This window comes from Actinomyces israelii, from assembly GCF_030253495.1.
Classification (GTDB): domain Bacteria; phylum Actinomycetota; class Actinomycetes; order Actinomycetales; family Actinomycetaceae; genus Actinomyces; species Actinomyces israelii.
In genome coordinates this window covers 3,149,784-3,165,766 of the sequence record NZ_CP124548.1, presented here as the reverse complement: position 1 = coordinate 3,165,766, position 15,983 = coordinate 3,149,784, and the positions used below count along the sequence as shown (strand labels likewise).

Sequence of the window (15,983 nt, the reverse complement as noted above, 5' to 3'; positions counted from 1 at the left end):
CTGTGAGTGCTGCAGGCGCTGCCGGCGGCCCGGCCGGGGCGACGGCGGCGCTGCCCGCACGGGCGGTCGTCGACTGGTACCGCGAGCACGCCCGGCGCCTGCCGTGGCGCGAGCCGGGGACGACCCCCTACGGCGTGCTGGTCTCGGAGGTCATGAGCCAGCAGACGCCGGTGGCCCGGGTCGTGCCCGCGTGGCGGCAGTGGATGAGCCGCTGGCCGGACCCGGCCGCCCTGGCGACGGCCGAGACCGGGGACGTCCTGCGGGTGTGGGGCCGCCTGGGCTACCCCCGGCGGGCGCTGCGGCTCATGGAGTGCGCCCGCGCCGTCGTCGAGCGCCACGGCGGCCGCCTGCCCTGCGACCTCGAGGCGCTGCGGGCGCTGCCGGGGATCGGCGACTACACGGCCGGGGCAGTCATGGCCTTCGCCTACGGGCGCCGGGCGCTGACGCTGGACACCAATGTGCGGCGCGTGCTCGCCCGCGCGGCCGGCGGCCGGGCCCTGCCGCCTCCCGCGCCGGTGCGCTCCGAGCGCGAGCGGGCCGAGGCTCTCCTGCCCGAGGACGACGCCGAGGCGGCCGCCTGGTCGGTGGCGGTCATGGAGCTGGGGGCGCTGGTGTGCACCGCCCGCGAGCCGAGCTGCGGGCGCTGCCCGTGGCGCGAGAGGTGCGCGTGGCTGGCGGCGGGCAGGCCGGCGGACGAGCACGCCGGCCGGCGCCGCAGGCAGGCCTGGCACGGGACGGACCGCCAGGCGCGGGGCCTGATCATGGCCCGGCTGCGCGAGGCCGACGCGGGCACGGCCCTGGGGGCCGGGGCGCTGCTGGCCGTGGGGGCCGGTGCCGGGGCCCGCGCGGGCCGGGCGGCGGATGGCGGGCAGCCGGCCCGGGCACTGGCCTCCCTGCTGGCCGACGGTCTCATCGCCACCGACGACGACGGGGCGACCTTCCGCCTGCCCTGAGGCCGGTCGCGCGGAAGGGACTGAGGACCCATCGGGGCTGCGGGCGGGCTGGGCGCCCAATGCCAGCGGAAAGTACGCTCACGCTGGAAGGGTGCGTTCACGTTCGCCGGTGCGCCCTGGGCGGAGGCCCGAACGACCAGATACCCGGGGATGCCCGGCCCCACACTGCCCCCGGCGGTCCCTCTTCGTCAAGGGTCGTATTCCGGCTCGAAACCGGTTCGGTTCCGCGTCGAGATCAGTCCGAGGAGTCCGGCGGGCGTCGGCCGAGTGGCGCTGCCCTGTGGGGCCGACTGCCGGACTGTCCGGGAAGAGAACCCCTCGCGAGGTAACCTGCCTGTGCGGCTGGTACTGGTGGACGTATCCCTCCGCGGTGGTGACAGCTTCGTGGGTAGCTTGCCGACGCCGGCGCGCGAGAAGTACTTCTGATAGCCGGCACGGCTGACGCGGATCCGCGCCTGCTCGGCCACGCGTCTGTTTCCAAGCCTTCGCCGTGGACAGGTGGCTGTTGCCCGCATAGCCTGTGGCCATGTCCCCTTCCGCTGACATCGGGCGTTCGCGTGCCGGGGGCGGTGCGGGCGGCAGCTGGCGCCAGGCGCCGACAGAGAAAGTGTATTCCTGCGACCGCGCCGACCGCGATCGGGGAATCGAGGCGTGGGCGGGTTCGACGCTCGGGACTCTGGATGTTCTTTTTACTCTCAACGCCGTGTTCCGCTCGGTCGGGCCGTACACTGTCATACTTCTTTTTTTGCGGATGCGCCCTTATTCTGTACGGTGCGGGAAGGTTCGTGCTGCGCGGCCAGGTCCGTGAGTCGCCCGGCCGCTGGCGTCTGGGCACCGATTCCGTTGAGTTCGGGCCGTGCTGGGGATTTCTTCTGTGGGAGCAGATGCCTCCCGCGATGGTAGTTGCTGGTGCCGTGGTCGTGCTACGGATGCCAGTACCTTCAGGTGTTACTCATTCTGGCACATCCAGGGTGCTGCCACTTGTTTTAGCCGTGCTCTGCGGCGCTGCTATCACCTGGGCGACCATGCCTGTGAATCCGCCTCAGAAGCCCGAGGTCATTCTTGAACCTCTGGGAATGTGGCTGTGGCCCGATGGCCGCTATCGTGCATTCATTCCCTGGGAGCTGGAGCCTGTTGTTGCGGGACGTGCACGTCATGGTACGCAGGTTTGTGCGGTCATCACCCTGGACGCAGGACCTCCAGCGTATTTCCCCATATTTCCCATTCCGCTGGGCTACGTCCAGCTCCAGCGTGTGGTCGAGTTCTACTCCACCCACCCCGAGCTGCGTGACGAGTTGGCCGCTGAGGCGGGCCTTGAGCGCGTCCGCACCCTCATGTACACGCCCGTCTGGCGGGTCGAGGAGGACCTTCCTCCCGCACCGGCCGTGCCGAGCCAGGAGCCCGCCGCGCTGTACGAGGCGTTCACGCCGATCGACGACACCAACGATGTCGATGACGCTGCGGCCGCAATGAGCGATGCGGTTGCCGACACCGGCGGCGCCGCTCCGACTTCCTCACCCGTGCCGAGGAGCCGGCCCGCTCGCAAGAACCGCGTGCTCGCCCCAACCAGGCCTCAGCCGCCGTCCGGTGCCATCGACTGCGAGAAGGCGGATGGCAGACGGAACGGCGCCCCGCTGCGCTCCCTGTTCTACGCCGTCATCGTCTTCGTGGTCCTTGCGCACTACGCGGCCGGGGACAACATCTCTGTACTCGCATTCCTGGGGTCCGGAATTATTCTCATTCTCCTGCTCCATGCGCTACTTCTTCTGGGGATGCGGATTTCCATAGCGCTAGCATCCCGGCGATGGGGCAGGTGCTCTGAGGGGATTGCGCTGCCGCGATTCTGGATCTTCCCGGCAGCCAAGCACCTGGGTGCCCTGCTCCTTGCCGCCCTCGGGCTCTTCTCTGCCTGGTCGGTTCTTTTCGACAGAGACGTTCCCGAGGATCTCCCCATTCCTTCTCTCTGCGCCGCGACGGCCTGCATCGTTGTCGCCGTCGTGACATGGCGGAGAACCCCGCGACCGCGACTCGGGGCCGAGATCATCCTCGACCCTACAGGTCTCCGCGTCGCTCCGGGTACCCGCCACGAGGCCTCCTTCCTGTGGACGGACGGCCCCCGCGTCGTCGGCGCCGTTAGATTCGGCTCCGCGCTCGTCATCACCCCCGATTCCAGCACTGCGCCGGTCCCCGTGCGCATGGGCACAGTCCCCCTGACCTACGTCCAGCTCCAGCGTGTGGTCGAGTTCTACTCCACCCACCCCGAGCTGCGCGACGAGCTCGCCGCCGAGGCGGGCCTTGAGCGCGTCCGCACCCTCATGAGCGTTCCCGTCTGGCAGATCGAGGAAGAGGAGTCGCTACCACTTCCGAGCGCGTGCGCCCACAGACCCGCCGCGTCGAACAAGGCATGTGCGCCGGGCGATGATGGCGGGAGCGCGGAAGTCTCGCCCGCCGTTGTCATGGAGCCTCCGATCCCGCCCGGCGCTCTTGATTGCGCGAGGGCGGATCGCCGAAGGATGGCCGCGCCGCGTCGCACCCTTGTCGGGGCGCTCGGGATTCTTGCGGCTTTCATTGCCGTTCTCGCCGCCGAGTTGAGGACGACAATGATCTTCCTGCTCGCCGCCACCTTCATCCTCATGCTGCTGCGGGCCGCCGCGCTGTATGTCTTCCGGTCCCCTTTGGAGCACGCGGATGAGCAGTGGGTCCTCAGCGACAGCGGCGTTGCGCTGCCGTCGCTGTGGGCCTCTCCGCTCGCCACGCGCATGGGCGCGGCGGCGCTTCTCTTGACCGGACTTTTCAGCTTCTCGGTCGCTGCGGCCGCCATCCCTCACGAGGAGCAGCTGCGCGTCCCGTCCATGGCTGCTGGGGCTGTGTGCGTCGTCGTCGCCTGTATGGTCTGGTCGGGCACCCGGCGACCCCACGGGGGGCCGGAGATCCTCCTGGACCCGCGGGGCGCTCGCTTCGCGCCGGGCACAGGCCGCGAGGTGGTGCTGGCGTGGGATGGTCACCCCCGTGTGGTCGGCGCTTCCAGGGGCCAGATGCTCGTCGGTCTCCTCAACGACCCCGGTGCGGGCCTGGTGCGCCTGCCCATGGACGCCCTCACCGCTGGCTGCACCCAGCTCCGGCAGGTGATGGAGCTGTACTCCACCCGCCCCGAGCTGCGCCGTGAACTCGCCGCCGAGGCGGGCCTGGAGCGCGTCCGCACCCTCATGCGCGCCCCCGTCTGAGCCGGGGAGGAGGTCCTGCCTCCTGCTGGCGGGCCTTGAGCGCGTCTCCCGTGGTTGTGGCTGCCAGTGCCGACAGTGCTGCCCCGGGCCTGCGCGGTTCCGCCGCCGTCCCACCCGCGCCCAGACCACCCCGTCGGCGCCTTGGACGCGCTCGCAGGCGCACGTGCCAGATGGCGGTGAGATCAGGTGCGCTGTCGTTGGCGCGGGCCAGGAGACCGTGGCCCGGGTGCCGCGCGGGGCGGGTGGAGGGTCGTGCCAGCGGAGGGCTGCGCCCCGCGGGGCGGCCCGTCCCACCGGCTCACGGGCTACCGGCTGTCATGTTCGTGCCGGTTCGTTGTGGGCGGGGTGGGGTCTGGTGGGTGGGGTGTGTTCGGTTCTGTGGTGTTTCGGGGTGGTGTGGGCTGGGCTACATTGTGTTCTTTCTGTTGTCTCTGCGATAGGCCCCGTGGCCGACTGGGTGCGGGGGTGTGTGCTGTGGATCTGGATGTGGTCTTCGATGAGCTGGCTCGTGCCGCGCGCCTGGCTGATGGGTGCGGGCAGGAGGTCGCCGGGGTGGTTGTGGAGGCCGGCGACGCCGGCGCCCTGGGTGAGGCGGCCCTGGTCGGTGCCGCGGCCTCGTTCGCCTCGGTGCGCACCGCTGCGGCCCGGCGGGCCGCGGCCGGGGCGCGGGGCCTGGCCGACGGCGTGCGGCGGGCGGGGGCCCTGCTGGCCGAGGCCGACCAGCGGGCCGCCGACGGCGCCCGCGCCCTGGCCGCCCTGAGCGCCGGGGCCGGGCCGCGGGGCCTTGGGGGGGTCTGCGGTGACGGGCGGGGACGCTCTGGCGGGCGTGGTGGTCGGCGCGGTGCCCGGCTGCCCGGGCGGGGTGCGGGCCCTGGCCGACTCCTGGAGACTGACGGGGCGCGCCCTGGTCGAGGGCGCCGACCTGGCGGCCGGCGCCCGGGCGGCGACCGCCTCCTGGCAGGGGGCCGCCGCCCGGGCCTTCACCGCCGCCGCCACCGCCCTGACCGGTGATCTGGATGACGGTGCCGAGCGCCTCGAGGCGGGCGCCCGGGCCCTGGAGGGCTACGCCCGGGTCCTGGATCGGGCCGTTGTCGCCGCCGACCAGCTGCGCGCGGCCCTGGCACCCGTCCTGGCCGCCGCCCAGGCGGCTCCCGCCACCGCGCCCGTCGCCGTCGCCGTGATCGCCCGCACCGCAGGCGCCTGGACCAACATCCTCGCAGAGGTCCGCCTCGCCGCCCTCCGCACCGCCGCCACCCTCCAGGCCGCAGCAGGCGACAACAACCCGCAGGCGGGCGGCGGGGCGGACAACAGCGGCGGAGGCAAAGACGACGAAGGTTCTCATACCGATGACAGGACGCCGTTCTTCCAGCCCGACATTGACGCTCTCAGGGAGCAGGCGGACGGAAGCGGGGGCTGGGACCTTGACGCCAACCAGACCCTGATCGGCGACTGCTTCCTGCTGGCCACATTGCAGGCCTACTCCCAGACCCCGGAGGGCCAGCAGCACCTGCGCGACCACGTCAAGTGGGACGGCAAGAAACGGGCCTTCGTCGTCACCCTCTACGACCACGGCAGGCCCGTGGATGTCGACGTCCGCGACTATTACAACGACGGCACCAGGGACTCCCACAACCGGCCGACGCTGCTGAGCATCTACGAGCGCGCCTACGGCATCCACTACGGCAACGAGAGTCTGTCGTCGGGCGGTCGTGCGGGTGACGCGATGGACCACATCGCCGGGGAGGACTCCTACGGTGTGGACACCGGCGGGCGCATACTCGGGGTGATCCCCTGGAACCAGCACGAGTACGCCAAGGACGAGTGGGATGAGATCCAGCAGGCCGTCCAGGACGGCAGGCCCGTGGTCGCATCAACAGCTGGGGGCGACTTCAGCCACGGCGACGCGGCCACCGCCACGACCGACACCAACAACAACGGCAAGATAGACGGCGCCTCCGCCCAGAGACCGGACCAGGAGGGCACCTACCGCATCGCGGGAGGCAACTACGACCACGACCCTAAGACCCCGGAGGCCGGCCACTCGTACACGGTCGTGGCCGTCGACGACGAGGGCGTCACCCTGCGCAACCCATGGGGCTACAACGACAATGCCGACCCCAACCTGCCTCGGGCTGACAACGACGGCCTGATCCGCATCAGCCGCGCCGACTACGAGAAGTATGGCCGGAATTAAACAAAATGGCATTCTAGGGCGGCTGCTGCGGGATTCCTGGTTGGCGTCTGCGGAGCACCTCGTATAAGATAATCTCATGCAGATCGACATGACGGACGAGGAACGGGACATCCTCATCAGGTGGAAGAAGCGCTCGGACACCTACAAGCTTGTGAGAATGAAGGCGGAGGCAATTCTGTACGCTGCCCGTGGCGTCGGCCTGGATATTATCGCGGAGATGGTCGAGCGGGCCGAGGGGACGGTACGCGAGTGGCTGTCGGAATGGCGGCAGACCAGGCTGGGCTCCGTGGTAACCGGTCACGCCGTGGGCGGGAACGCGGCAAAGCTCAAGCGGGCGCAGAAGAAGGAGCTGGAGGAGATTCTCAGTAGACCGCCCTCGGAGGCAGGCGTCAAGGCCGGTTTCTGGGACGTCCCGGCCCTTAAGGACGTCGTGCAGATCAAGTTCGGAGTCGAGTACAGGTCCGAGTCCTCCTATCGGCTGCTCATGCGCTTTCTGGGCATGAGCTTCAAGCTCCCCGACCCGTTCGACAAGCGCCGCGACGAGAAGGCCATCGCCAGGCGGATGGCCGAGATCCGGCGCCAGGTCAACGATCTGCTCCAGGACGGCTGGGAGGTCTACACCGTCGACGAGGTCCGCGTGGAGCACGAGGCCGAGACGAGGCGCATGTGGCTTCCCAAGGGGAAGAGAACAAGGCTGTACGTGGACCGCAAGAAGGCGAGCCGGTCGTTCTTCGGGGCGCTGAGCCTGACGACCAGGAAGATGAGAATCTACCCGATCCAGGGAAACCAGGACGCCGAGCAGACCCGCCCTCATGATGGATCGCCTGGCGCGTGAGACCGATGAGGGGAAGAAGATCGCGGTGGTCCTGGACAGCGCCAGGTTCCACCACGCCAAGGCTTTGAACGATCTTTATGCCCCCGGTCAGGCTCTGGAGCGCATCATGCCTATCTACATGCCCCCGTACGCCCCCGACCTTGGGTCCCACAGAACACGTACGGGACGCCGCCAAAGTCAGCACCGCCAACCCCCGCGCGCTCGCCCCGGAGAACACCTTCGCGGCCTTCACCGCCTACATCACCAACCGCACCTTCGACTACGACTTCGAGCACCTCCCAGTCACACCACCACACACCGACCTTGTTTAATTCCAGCCATGTTTTGAGAGATGAGGTTGAATCGGCTCATGTCGGCACAGGGACTCGGTAGTGGGCTCAAGGAGCGAGTGGTCCTTGAGGTCGTGGGTGGAGGGTTCGGACCGTTGTGGAGGTGGCGGGGTCCTGCGGGCTGGTTCCTTGGGGCGGTGGGGGCTGGGTCAGGAGATGGCGGAAGGGGCCACCCGGAGTCCGTGGACTCCGAGGTCGGTGCGGAGCAGTCGGCGGGGAGCAGGAGGCTGCGCGCCGAGCCGCGAGAGGCCAGGATGGAGATCGGGCTCCCGAGCAGAAGCGGCTTCCTTCCTTCGCCCAGAGGGTCCCGGTAGGCGCCCGGGCGCGTACCTGGGTCCATCGCGGTAGGTAGGAGGCTGCCCGATCACTATCGGTGTGCCGCTGTTGGAAAGTGTCTCGATCAGGCTGTTACGCCTGGCTGGGCCGGGAGCCATCAAGAACCGTGCGACGCAGAAGAGCTCAGCGCCTTGATCGAGTGGGTCCTCAACAGCTCCCGCGCCACCCTGCGGGTACCGCCGTACTCACGCCGCCGGGGCCCGCAGAGGCTGTTGAGGCCCCCCAGGGGGCGGTGCGCTCCCGCCCGTGCGTGAGCAGGGCCCGTCAGGCCGCGGCCCCGCCGAAAGGACTCGGCGCCACCGCCCGGGCCGCCGGGCCCGGAGTCTCGCGTCCCGACCTGGTCAAGCGGGGCTCCCGCCGCCAGCAGGCCCGGGAGTGAGGTGGGTGGGCGGCATCCACCTGTATCAGAACCCGGGGAGGGACCCGATCTGTCTGGCGACCGTCCCCGGGCTGCTGCACCCAGAAAGCGGTCGGGTACGCCACTGGGGCGACCACGCGCGGCACCGGCCCCTGGTGTGCGAGGCGATCGATATGGCGGCCCGCAGGTGCCCGTACACGACAGGAGAGACGGTATTCCACTCGATTCCACTCGGGCCGGGGCTGCCAGTACACCTCCGCCCAGCTCGCCAGGCACCTGGAGAGCTACGGCACTCGCCCCTCGGTGGGCAGGGCCGGGGTGTGCTGGGCGGGTGCCCGGGCGGAAGCCGGCGGGCGCGACCCTCAAGGAACGAGAGGGCCTATCAGATGGTCCACCACCGCAAGAACCAAGACCACCCGGGATACCGCCTCCCAGGTCAACCCCGGTACACACGATCAGAGACAGCTCCACTCCGCCCCGGGGTACAGGACACAGGGCGAGGCCGACCAGGAGCACCGAGCAGCAAGACAACCAGCCCGAGACACCACTTTCAAAGCCGTCCGAGACACACCCGGCAGCCCACATCGATGCACTACACTGTCCTGACCGCCAGCCGCGTCAGGCAACCCACCTAGTCAGTTACAATGGTAGTAGAGCGGTGCCCACTGAAACGGCCATCTTGATGATCTATTTGTCCGGTCACGTTGTACAAGTTTTGGTTCCTGCGAAAATACTGTCATGTCCATAATTTCTCCGATATCCAACCCTCCGGCGGCGTCGAATCCGCGCTCTGTTCTGCCAACAGATGCAGGCATGAAGTCGACCGCTAGGCTGATTTTTTGACGATTGTTGTAATTAATGAATGGAGGTAAATTTTAACGACCTTCAACTACTGTTTGTGACAACCCGTGCGGCCGAGTCGGAGCGATCGTCGATCTCGAACTGCGGGTCTCAAGTAGATGAAGTGCGATTCGCGCAAATCGGAATTTGATAAATATGAAAGGGATGTCTGGGATGCATCGACAGGTGTTCATTGAGAATGGGGTCGCCATGCGCTACGACGCCGGTTCGACCGTGTGGTCGTTCGACGGCGATCTGTGGGGCCGCTGCGTCCAGGACGAGACCGAGTCGCGGGCACTGGCCAGGTTCGAAGAGCTCTACGGCCCCTGCAGCGTCATGGAGCGCATTGAGGGCGATGAGAGGTCCTTTGCCCGTGATCGAGTGCCCGCCACTGATGCGCAGAGGCGCTGGACGCGGAAGATCCTGTCCGACCAGCACGACAGGGCGATCCGGCTGCTCCGCGCAATCCCGGTGCGGGCCCTGGACTTCGACGACCCCGATCAGCAGATCGCCTCCTACGCGACCTGGCGCACCCCCCGACTCGTCTTCTGGCACATCGCCGACACCGAGTCCCGCTACTACATTCCCCGCTGCGGCTTGCCCGACCGCGACCGGCTGCCCGACCTCGAACAGGAACTCATGGCGTCCCACGCCTACGCGATGCAGACCATCGACTCGATCGGCGCCGAGGCGAATCTGACAACCGGCCATGAGGAATGGACGTCCGTCAAACTCCTTCGGCGCCTGGCCTATCACGAACGCGTCGAACTGGACATTGTCGAGGCGATGGTGTCCGCATGGAGTGAGGTGCCCAGCGTTTCTCGGGCAGTGGTGGAGAAGAAGACGAGTTCGAGAAGCGAGGTTGAATCGACTCATGGCAGCACTGAGATTCAGTAGTGGGCTCGGGGAGCGGGTGGTCCTTGGTGTCGTGGGTGGGGGGGGTGCCCCTGGGCGACCGCCACGCCCCCGGGGCCCCGATGGTGGCGGGCCGGTCTGCGGGCCACCAGCAGGCGCCCCCCTTGCGGCTCAGGCGCTCGTAGAGGCCGCGCAGGCGGGCCTGGTCGCCTGCCAAGGCCCTGTCACGGAGTCTTCCGCCCGCCCCGGCCCGGGGCCCTCGCCCAGTGCCCGCTCTTACCGACGTCGATGCCGATGAAGACACCGACACCGCTGATCGATATCCTCACCAGGAGCCCCCCTCGCCCACCAGACCCGAGGCCAGTCGTTCGGCGGCCGGTCCCGCACCCACGCATGCGAAAGACCTCAACCACTCAGCGGCGGGTCGTTCCCCTCATCAGCGCGTCCCCTCACCCGGCTGCTGCGGGCGACTTTCACCCCCCGGGACCGTCTACGGACAGGGGCAAACCATCATGCCCACAACAGCTGGCCCGGCTCCGGACCAGAACCACAAACAAGGTAACGGGGTCGGGAGGTGGTGGAAGGGTCTGCCTGGAGTCCGTGGGCTCCGAGGTCGGTGCGGGGCGGTCGGCGGGGAGCAGGTGGCTGCGCGCCTGGCTGGGGGAGACCAGGATGGGGGGTGGGCTCCTGGGGGGAAGTGGTTTCCTTCCTTCGCGCAGAGGGTCCCGGTAGGCGCCCGGGCGCGCGCCTGTGTCCACCGCGGTGGGCAGGAGGCTGGCCGGTCACCATCGGTGTGCCGCTGTCTGAGAGTATCCAGGTCCGGGTCAGGGTGCTGCGCCTGGACGGGGAGGCGGCCGTCAGGGTCCGCACGACGCAGGTAAGGGACTCAGCGCCCTGGTCGAGTGGGTCCTCAACAGCTCTCGCGCCACCCTGCGGGCTGGCGCCGCATCCCGTGCCGCCGGGGTTCGCAGAAACTGTTGAGACAACACCTCTGGGACACGGCGCGCGCCCGCGCGCTCGGGGCCCGCCAGGCCGCGGCCCCGCCGAAAGGACCCAGCGCCACCGCCCCCCTGGGCCGCCGGGCCCGGAGTCTCACGCCCCGGCCCGGTCCGGGCGCGGGCTCCCGCCGCCAGCCAGCCGGGAGAGCAGGTGGGCGGGCGACACCCACCTGCATCCGCACCCGGGGAGGGACCCGATCCGCCTGGCGACCGCCCCCGGGCTGCTGCACGAAGAAAGCAGTCGGGTACGCGATCGGGGCGACCACACGCGGCACCGGCCCCTGGTGTACGAGGCCATCGACACAGCGGCCCGCAGGCGCCCGACGAGGAGAGACACGACGATCCACCCCGCCCCGGACCCGCGGCACCCCGGTCCACCTCCGCCCAGCTCGCCGACCACCCGGAGAGCCACGGCACTCGCCCTCCGGGCGGGCAGGACTAGGACGCGCCGGGCGGGCGCCCGGGCGGAAGCCGGCAGGCGCCCGCCCTCAAGGAACGACAGAGCCCACGCCGATAGCCCACCACAAGAAGCAAGACCATCCAGGACACCGCCCCCCCCAGGCCGACCCCGGCACACATAAGTCAGACACAGCCCCACCCCACCCCCGGGGGCACAGGACACCCGGCGAGGCCGACCAGGACCACCGGACCACCGAGCAACAAGCCAAGCAGCCCGAGACACCGCTTTCAGAGCTGTCCGAGACACGCCCGGCAGTCCACCCAGCAGTCCACGACGCCGACGACGACTCCTCTCCCCCGGCCAGCCACGACGGCCTGATCCGCATCAGCCGCGCCGACTACGAGAAGTACTTCTCCCACACCACCATCGGCGAGGCGCCCTGAACCCACCAGCCCGACTTATCGCCACCACTCAAGATCAACCCCCGGATCAAGAACGAGGTTGAAGAACGAGTTTGGAGGGGTGCTGGGTCTGGCCTTCGGAGGGCCGATGAAGGGCAAGTCCGGCAGGGTAATGGGGGCGGGGTTAACGGCCAGCAGCGTGAGGGTCCCCAGCCCATCGATGTGGACGCTCTCGCCCAGGTGCAGCCTGTAGACCTCCTCCTCGCCCTCGGGATCGTAGTATCTGGGCCTCCAGCGCACCGCCGCCACCCACTCATGGTTCTCAGAGTGCATTCCCGCGGACGACAGGTCCCCGTCTGCCGCCGTATGAATAGAGGGAAGCGAGCCGCCCAGGGCAACATACTCGCCCCTCTCAATGCCCGCGGGCAGGGGGACGCTGCGCGTCCAGGGACGGGTCCACCACAACCAGCCGCCCACCCCCACCGCAGCCACCACCACCACAACCACGAGAGCCACCAGCACACGCACCCACCGCCGAGACCAGGCCCGCCGCACCACTGAGCCACCGGACGACACCCGAGCAGGACCGGCCCGCCCGGCCCGGACACCGCCGGCCTCGCCCACCCCGCCGTCATCGACCCCGCTGCCACGCCGCATCATCATCACCCACCCCGCGCACTCGCCAACCAGGAACAAGCAGCAGAATAACACCCCAGACACCCACACCGGAAGACAAAAGACGTTAAGAAAGGCATGGATCATGTGCCGATCCCGACCTGCCTCGGGCTGGCCGCGACGGCCTGATCCGCATCAGCCGCGCCGACTATGAGAGGCACGTCTTCCATTTCCGCCGCGACCCCGCCGGGCGCTGCCCGAGGCGCCCGCACTCTTATGCGCACGTGGACTGCCGGGCGTTGATGGCGTTCCGACGGGGGCTGGCTGTGGGAGGGCTTTGAGGTCTGCGTGCAGGAGAGCCCCGGCGTGACGGTCTGCACCTGCTCCGAGATCGGGATCGAGGGGAAAGTGCAGGTCCTACCGCGGCCTGCTCGGGACTCCGGCTGATCAGCGGACGGCGGCGCCGACGCCAAAGATGAGAGACCCGAGATCCTCATGCGGCCGCGGCGGCAGCGCCTGCGACACCGCCCGGCGTTCTCGACTGTGCGGCGACGGATCGCCGGAATGTGGAAGTTATTCAGGGGCGTATAGGAAATGCGTATAGGAAATGAGGGGCGCGGCGTGTTAACCAGGTGGTGGCTCGTTGACCTGAGAGAATTAAGTTGCGACATAGAACCTCTTAGGAACGAGTCGTTATGGTCAAGGGTGTCACAGGCCTGGGCGGGGCGCAGACGGGCAGGCTGGCGGAGCTGGTGGTGGGCGATGACGAGATCGTCCTGGCGCCAGGAGCCCTCAGCCCACTGGCGGCCGTGCGGGCGACCTTGATGTGTCTGCGGACCAGCGCCTCTCAGGAAGGGGCCGCCGAGGTCATGGGCGTGTCCCGGCCCACTGTCTCGCGGACGATCTCGGTGGTCACCCGGGTCATCGCCAGGGCCTGCCTGCCGGCAACCGCCGAGGAGATCCCCCCCGCGGGGGCCTGTACGTCATCGATGGGATCCTCTTGGCGTGCTGGAGGCGGAAGGGCCGGCCCCGCCTGCGGTCGGGCAGGCACAGGCGCGCTGGCATGAACCTGCGGGTACTGGTCAGCCTCACCGGTCACCCGGTGTGGGCCTCAGAGCCTCTGCCGGCAAGCGCCCACGACTCCACCGCGACTCCAGGGCCATCACGGCCTCCGGGGTGCTCGAGGGGGTCGCTCCCTCCTGCTGCGTCGCCGGTAAGGGATGCATCGGAGCCGGAGTCACCGCCCCTTACAAAAAATCTCCCAACGGCGAGCCAGCCGAGGCTCAGAAGCAGACGAACAAAGCCCTGGGCAAAATCCGTTACGTCGTCGAGGGAACCATCGCGCACATCAAGGCCCGGAAGATCCTGGCCCACGACTGCCGACAACCACCGCGCACCTTCAAAAAAACCATCACAGCCACACCGGCAATTTACACGTACGCCAACCCCTGAATAACCTTCATGGGTGCACCGTGTCAGGAGACGAGTATGAGTGCGACTCCACCCCGGGCGGAGGGTCGAGCCGCACAGGCGTCCACCGTACATCAAAATAGTGAAGGCGCCTTGACTCGCGTGCCTGCCGGATGCGCTGGTTGGCGCCTAACCGCCTCCTGAGGCGCTTGGAGAGGTCTCATCGCTTGATGATTTACGTGGGTTGGACCCGTCCGGAACGCCGTTCGGAGTCCCGTCTTCCTCCTTGTTGACGACAGTGACCTCAGTAACGGAGTATGGGCCGTCTGCGCCGGGCGAAAGATTTATCGAGTGGCTGTCGGTCACTGTGTCCGGGGGCTGTTCCCGTGCTTTCCTCCGTAAATGAATGTTGTTGAGCCTCTCGCAAAGACGGCGATGCTGTCGTCGTCCTGCTTTGTGTCGAGGAACTCTACGGTGCTCTGTGCTGATACAATTGGCTCGCCAATGGTGATGAATTTGTCTCGAATTTTGTTGTTGAAAATTTCTGCCGAAGTGGGCGCCGGCCTGCTTGATCTGCCCGGATCCGTCCACTCTGCGTCGAGTTCGGTCTGGTAGTTATTTACGGTCGTGGGCGCGGCTTCGTCGCTCGATTTGCTTTTCGTGCTTGGCGCTGCTGCCGACAAGCGGGATACAACGGCAAAGAAAGGGAGGCGTGCTGGCTCAAGCCCGTATAACGAAATTGATCTTCTTTTCATCGATGGCTCCCAAGGGGCTCGGCTCCCAGGGCCGTTGCGCATAGTGTGTCCCTTCCTGTCCGGGACGTCCGCCCTGCGGCGGGCGCTCTTGGGGAGCCGTCACGGCGCAGAAGGGTCGAATCATGTCTCCGCCCCGTCCGGGCCGGGCGGCAGTGCGGAATCCGCCACGGTGAGGCTCGCTACCCGCGCGCGCCACCGCGGTGCGGGGCGGGTCGCGCCGGTACAGTCGTTCGCATGGCAAAGGGACGGAAGAGAGGCGGCAACCCGCCGCACAAGAGGCGGCGTCGGACGGGCGGCGCCCGCCCGTCCTCCGGCGCGGGCTCCAACCACCCGCGCCGTTCCGCCTCGACTCCTCGCGCCTCGGGGGGCCCGCGCCCCGCAGACGGCGACCCCGTCAAGGGCCGCAAGCCGGCCGGCGGGGCCCGCCCGACGACCGGCGGCCGCTCGGGCCGCACGAACAAGACGCAGCGGTCGGCCGATCGGACTCGCTCCGCGGCCGACAACCCACTCCCGACGGCCGGCAGCCCTCCCGCGGTCGCCGACAGGCCCCGCCCCGCCTCCGGGCCGCGGCAGGCCGCGCGGGGGACGGCCCGACGCGCGCGCACCGTGACGACCCAGGACGGGCACCCGTCGCGCTCCGGCGCGCGCCGCTCGACCGCGCGCCGCAGCCGCGACAAGACGGCCCGCTCCGCATCCGGGTCCACCGGCTGGGGGCCCGGCCGCCCCTCCGGTTCCCGGCTGCGCCGCGCAGCCACCGGCATCCCGCCCAGGCCGCGCTACTGGCTGCGCTGGCTCCTGGTCATCGGGATCGTCCTGGGGCTCGTCGGCGGCGTGTCCTACGCCATGATCGCCAGCGCCGCCTGGGTCCGCAACACCATCCGCAGCCAGGACGACGCCGTGGCCGCCAGCCAGTCCCACACCGACTACCCGGCGCCCGCCGCCTGCGACGCCGCCCAGCTGCGCATCTCCCTGGACGCCCCGAGGGAGACCTCCGTCGGCGCCGGCATGGGCATTGACGTCACGGTCACGAACGAGGGCGGCGACGCCTGCCTGCTCGACGTCGGCGGCGCCTCCCTGGGGGCGGTGATCGTCTCGGGAGACCAGATCGTATGGGCGTCCACGTCCTGCCCGGCCGACCCCGTCGAGCGCACTCTGCTCATCGACGTCGGCGAGTCCGCCGGCGCCTCCCTGTGGTGGAACGGCGACTCTGCGGCCGCGGGCTGCTCGCCGTCGGCCTCGAGCCAGAGCCCGAGCCCGGACCCGGTGCCGAGCCCGACGCCGGAGGGCTCGGCGAGCCCCGGGGCCGAGGCGACGGCGAGCCCCACGCCGGTGGACCCGAACGTGGCCGGAGCGGGCACCTACCGGCTCTCCGTCCAGCTCGGCGGCGAGACTGTCACCGGCGAGCAGGTCTTCGTCATCGAGTAGCCGGCAATCGCTGAGCGGGGCGCCCCGGGCTGCGCCGCCCCGCCGGTGCGGCCCG

General features: G+C 69.1%; 11 protein-coding genes and 1 pseudogene. 10 read left to right on the top strand and 2 right to left on the bottom strand.

Translation table 11 applies throughout. The features are described 5' to 3' along the window. The first annotated feature begins 2 nt into the window (after positions 1-2). From AIF0345_RS13250 to AIF0345_RS13220, 8 genes and pseudogenes are all read left to right on the top strand, one after another. A complete protein-coding gene (locus AIF0345_RS13250; RefSeq protein ID WP_268918070.1) occupies positions 3-953 on the top strand; it encodes an HhH-GPD family protein in 951 nt (316 codons plus the stop codon). A 1,253-nt stretch (positions 954-2,206) separates the two neighbouring features. Further along, positions 2,207-4,177 carry a hypothetical protein gene (locus AIF0345_RS13245; RefSeq protein WP_285296411.1) on the top strand — a complete coding sequence of 657 codons (1,971 nt, stop codon included), beginning with the start codon at positions 2,207-2,209 and terminating at the stop codon, positions 4,175-4,177. Positions 4,178-4,976: 799 nt separating this feature from the next. After that, entirely contained in the window at positions 4,977-6,371 is a 1,395-nt protein-coding gene (locus AIF0345_RS13240) for a C2 family cysteine protease (protein ID WP_285296410.1), read from the top strand. A 76-nt stretch (positions 6,372-6,447) separates the two neighbouring features. Then, entirely contained in the window at positions 6,448-7,206 is a 759-nt protein-coding gene (locus AIF0345_RS13235) for an IS630 family transposase (RefSeq protein WP_285296409.1), read from the top strand. Next, positions 7,184-7,288, top strand: a pseudogene (locus AIF0345_RS16740) (hypothetical protein); the annotation flags it as partial. The gene AIF0345_RS13235 and the pseudogene AIF0345_RS16740, both read left to right, overlap by 23 nt. 58 nt (positions 7,289-7,346) lie before the next feature. Further along, positions 7,347-7,517: a hypothetical protein gene (locus tag AIF0345_RS13230; protein WP_285296408.1), complete on the top strand. Its 171-nt coding sequence runs from the start codon at positions 7,347-7,349 to the stop codon at positions 7,515-7,517. Between the two features lie 604 nt (positions 7,518-8,121). Then, complete coding sequence (locus AIF0345_RS13225; RefSeq protein WP_285296407.1) at positions 8,122-8,250, top strand: hypothetical protein; 129 nt, start codon at positions 8,122-8,124, stop codon at positions 8,248-8,250. Between the two features lie 1,029 nt (positions 8,251-9,279). Beyond that, complete coding sequence (locus AIF0345_RS13220; protein WP_285296406.1) at positions 9,280-9,966, top strand: hypothetical protein; 687 nt, start codon at positions 9,280-9,282, stop codon at positions 9,964-9,966. Positions 9,967-11,780: 1,814 nt separating this feature from the next. Here the strand turns inward: AIF0345_RS13220 and AIF0345_RS13215 are convergent. Then, entirely contained in the window at positions 11,781-12,239 is a 459-nt protein-coding gene (locus AIF0345_RS13215; protein ID WP_285296405.1) for a hypothetical protein, read from the bottom strand. Between the two features lie 1,275 nt (positions 12,240-13,514). Between AIF0345_RS13215 and AIF0345_RS13210 the strand changes: the two genes are divergently transcribed. Further along, the gene (locus AIF0345_RS13210; protein ID WP_285296404.1) at positions 13,515-13,790 is read left to right on the top strand and encodes a hypothetical protein; all 276 of its coding nucleotides are present in this window, start codon (positions 13,515-13,517) and stop codon (positions 13,788-13,790) included. Positions 13,791-14,110: 320 nt separating this feature from the next. Here the strand turns inward: AIF0345_RS13210 and AIF0345_RS13205 are convergent, their stop codons facing one another. Further along, entirely contained in the window at positions 14,111-14,503 is a 393-nt protein-coding gene (locus tag AIF0345_RS13205; protein ID WP_285296403.1) for a hypothetical protein, read from the bottom strand. A gap of 234 nt (positions 14,504-14,737) precedes the next feature. Here AIF0345_RS13205 and AIF0345_RS13200 point away from each other — a divergent pair, with 234 nt between their 5' ends. After that, positions 14,738-15,928 carry a hypothetical protein gene (locus AIF0345_RS13200; RefSeq protein WP_285296402.1) on the top strand — a complete coding sequence of 397 codons (1,191 nt, stop codon included), beginning with the start codon at positions 14,738-14,740 and terminating at the stop codon, positions 15,926-15,928. The last annotated feature ends 55 nt before the right edge of the window (positions 15,929-15,983 follow it).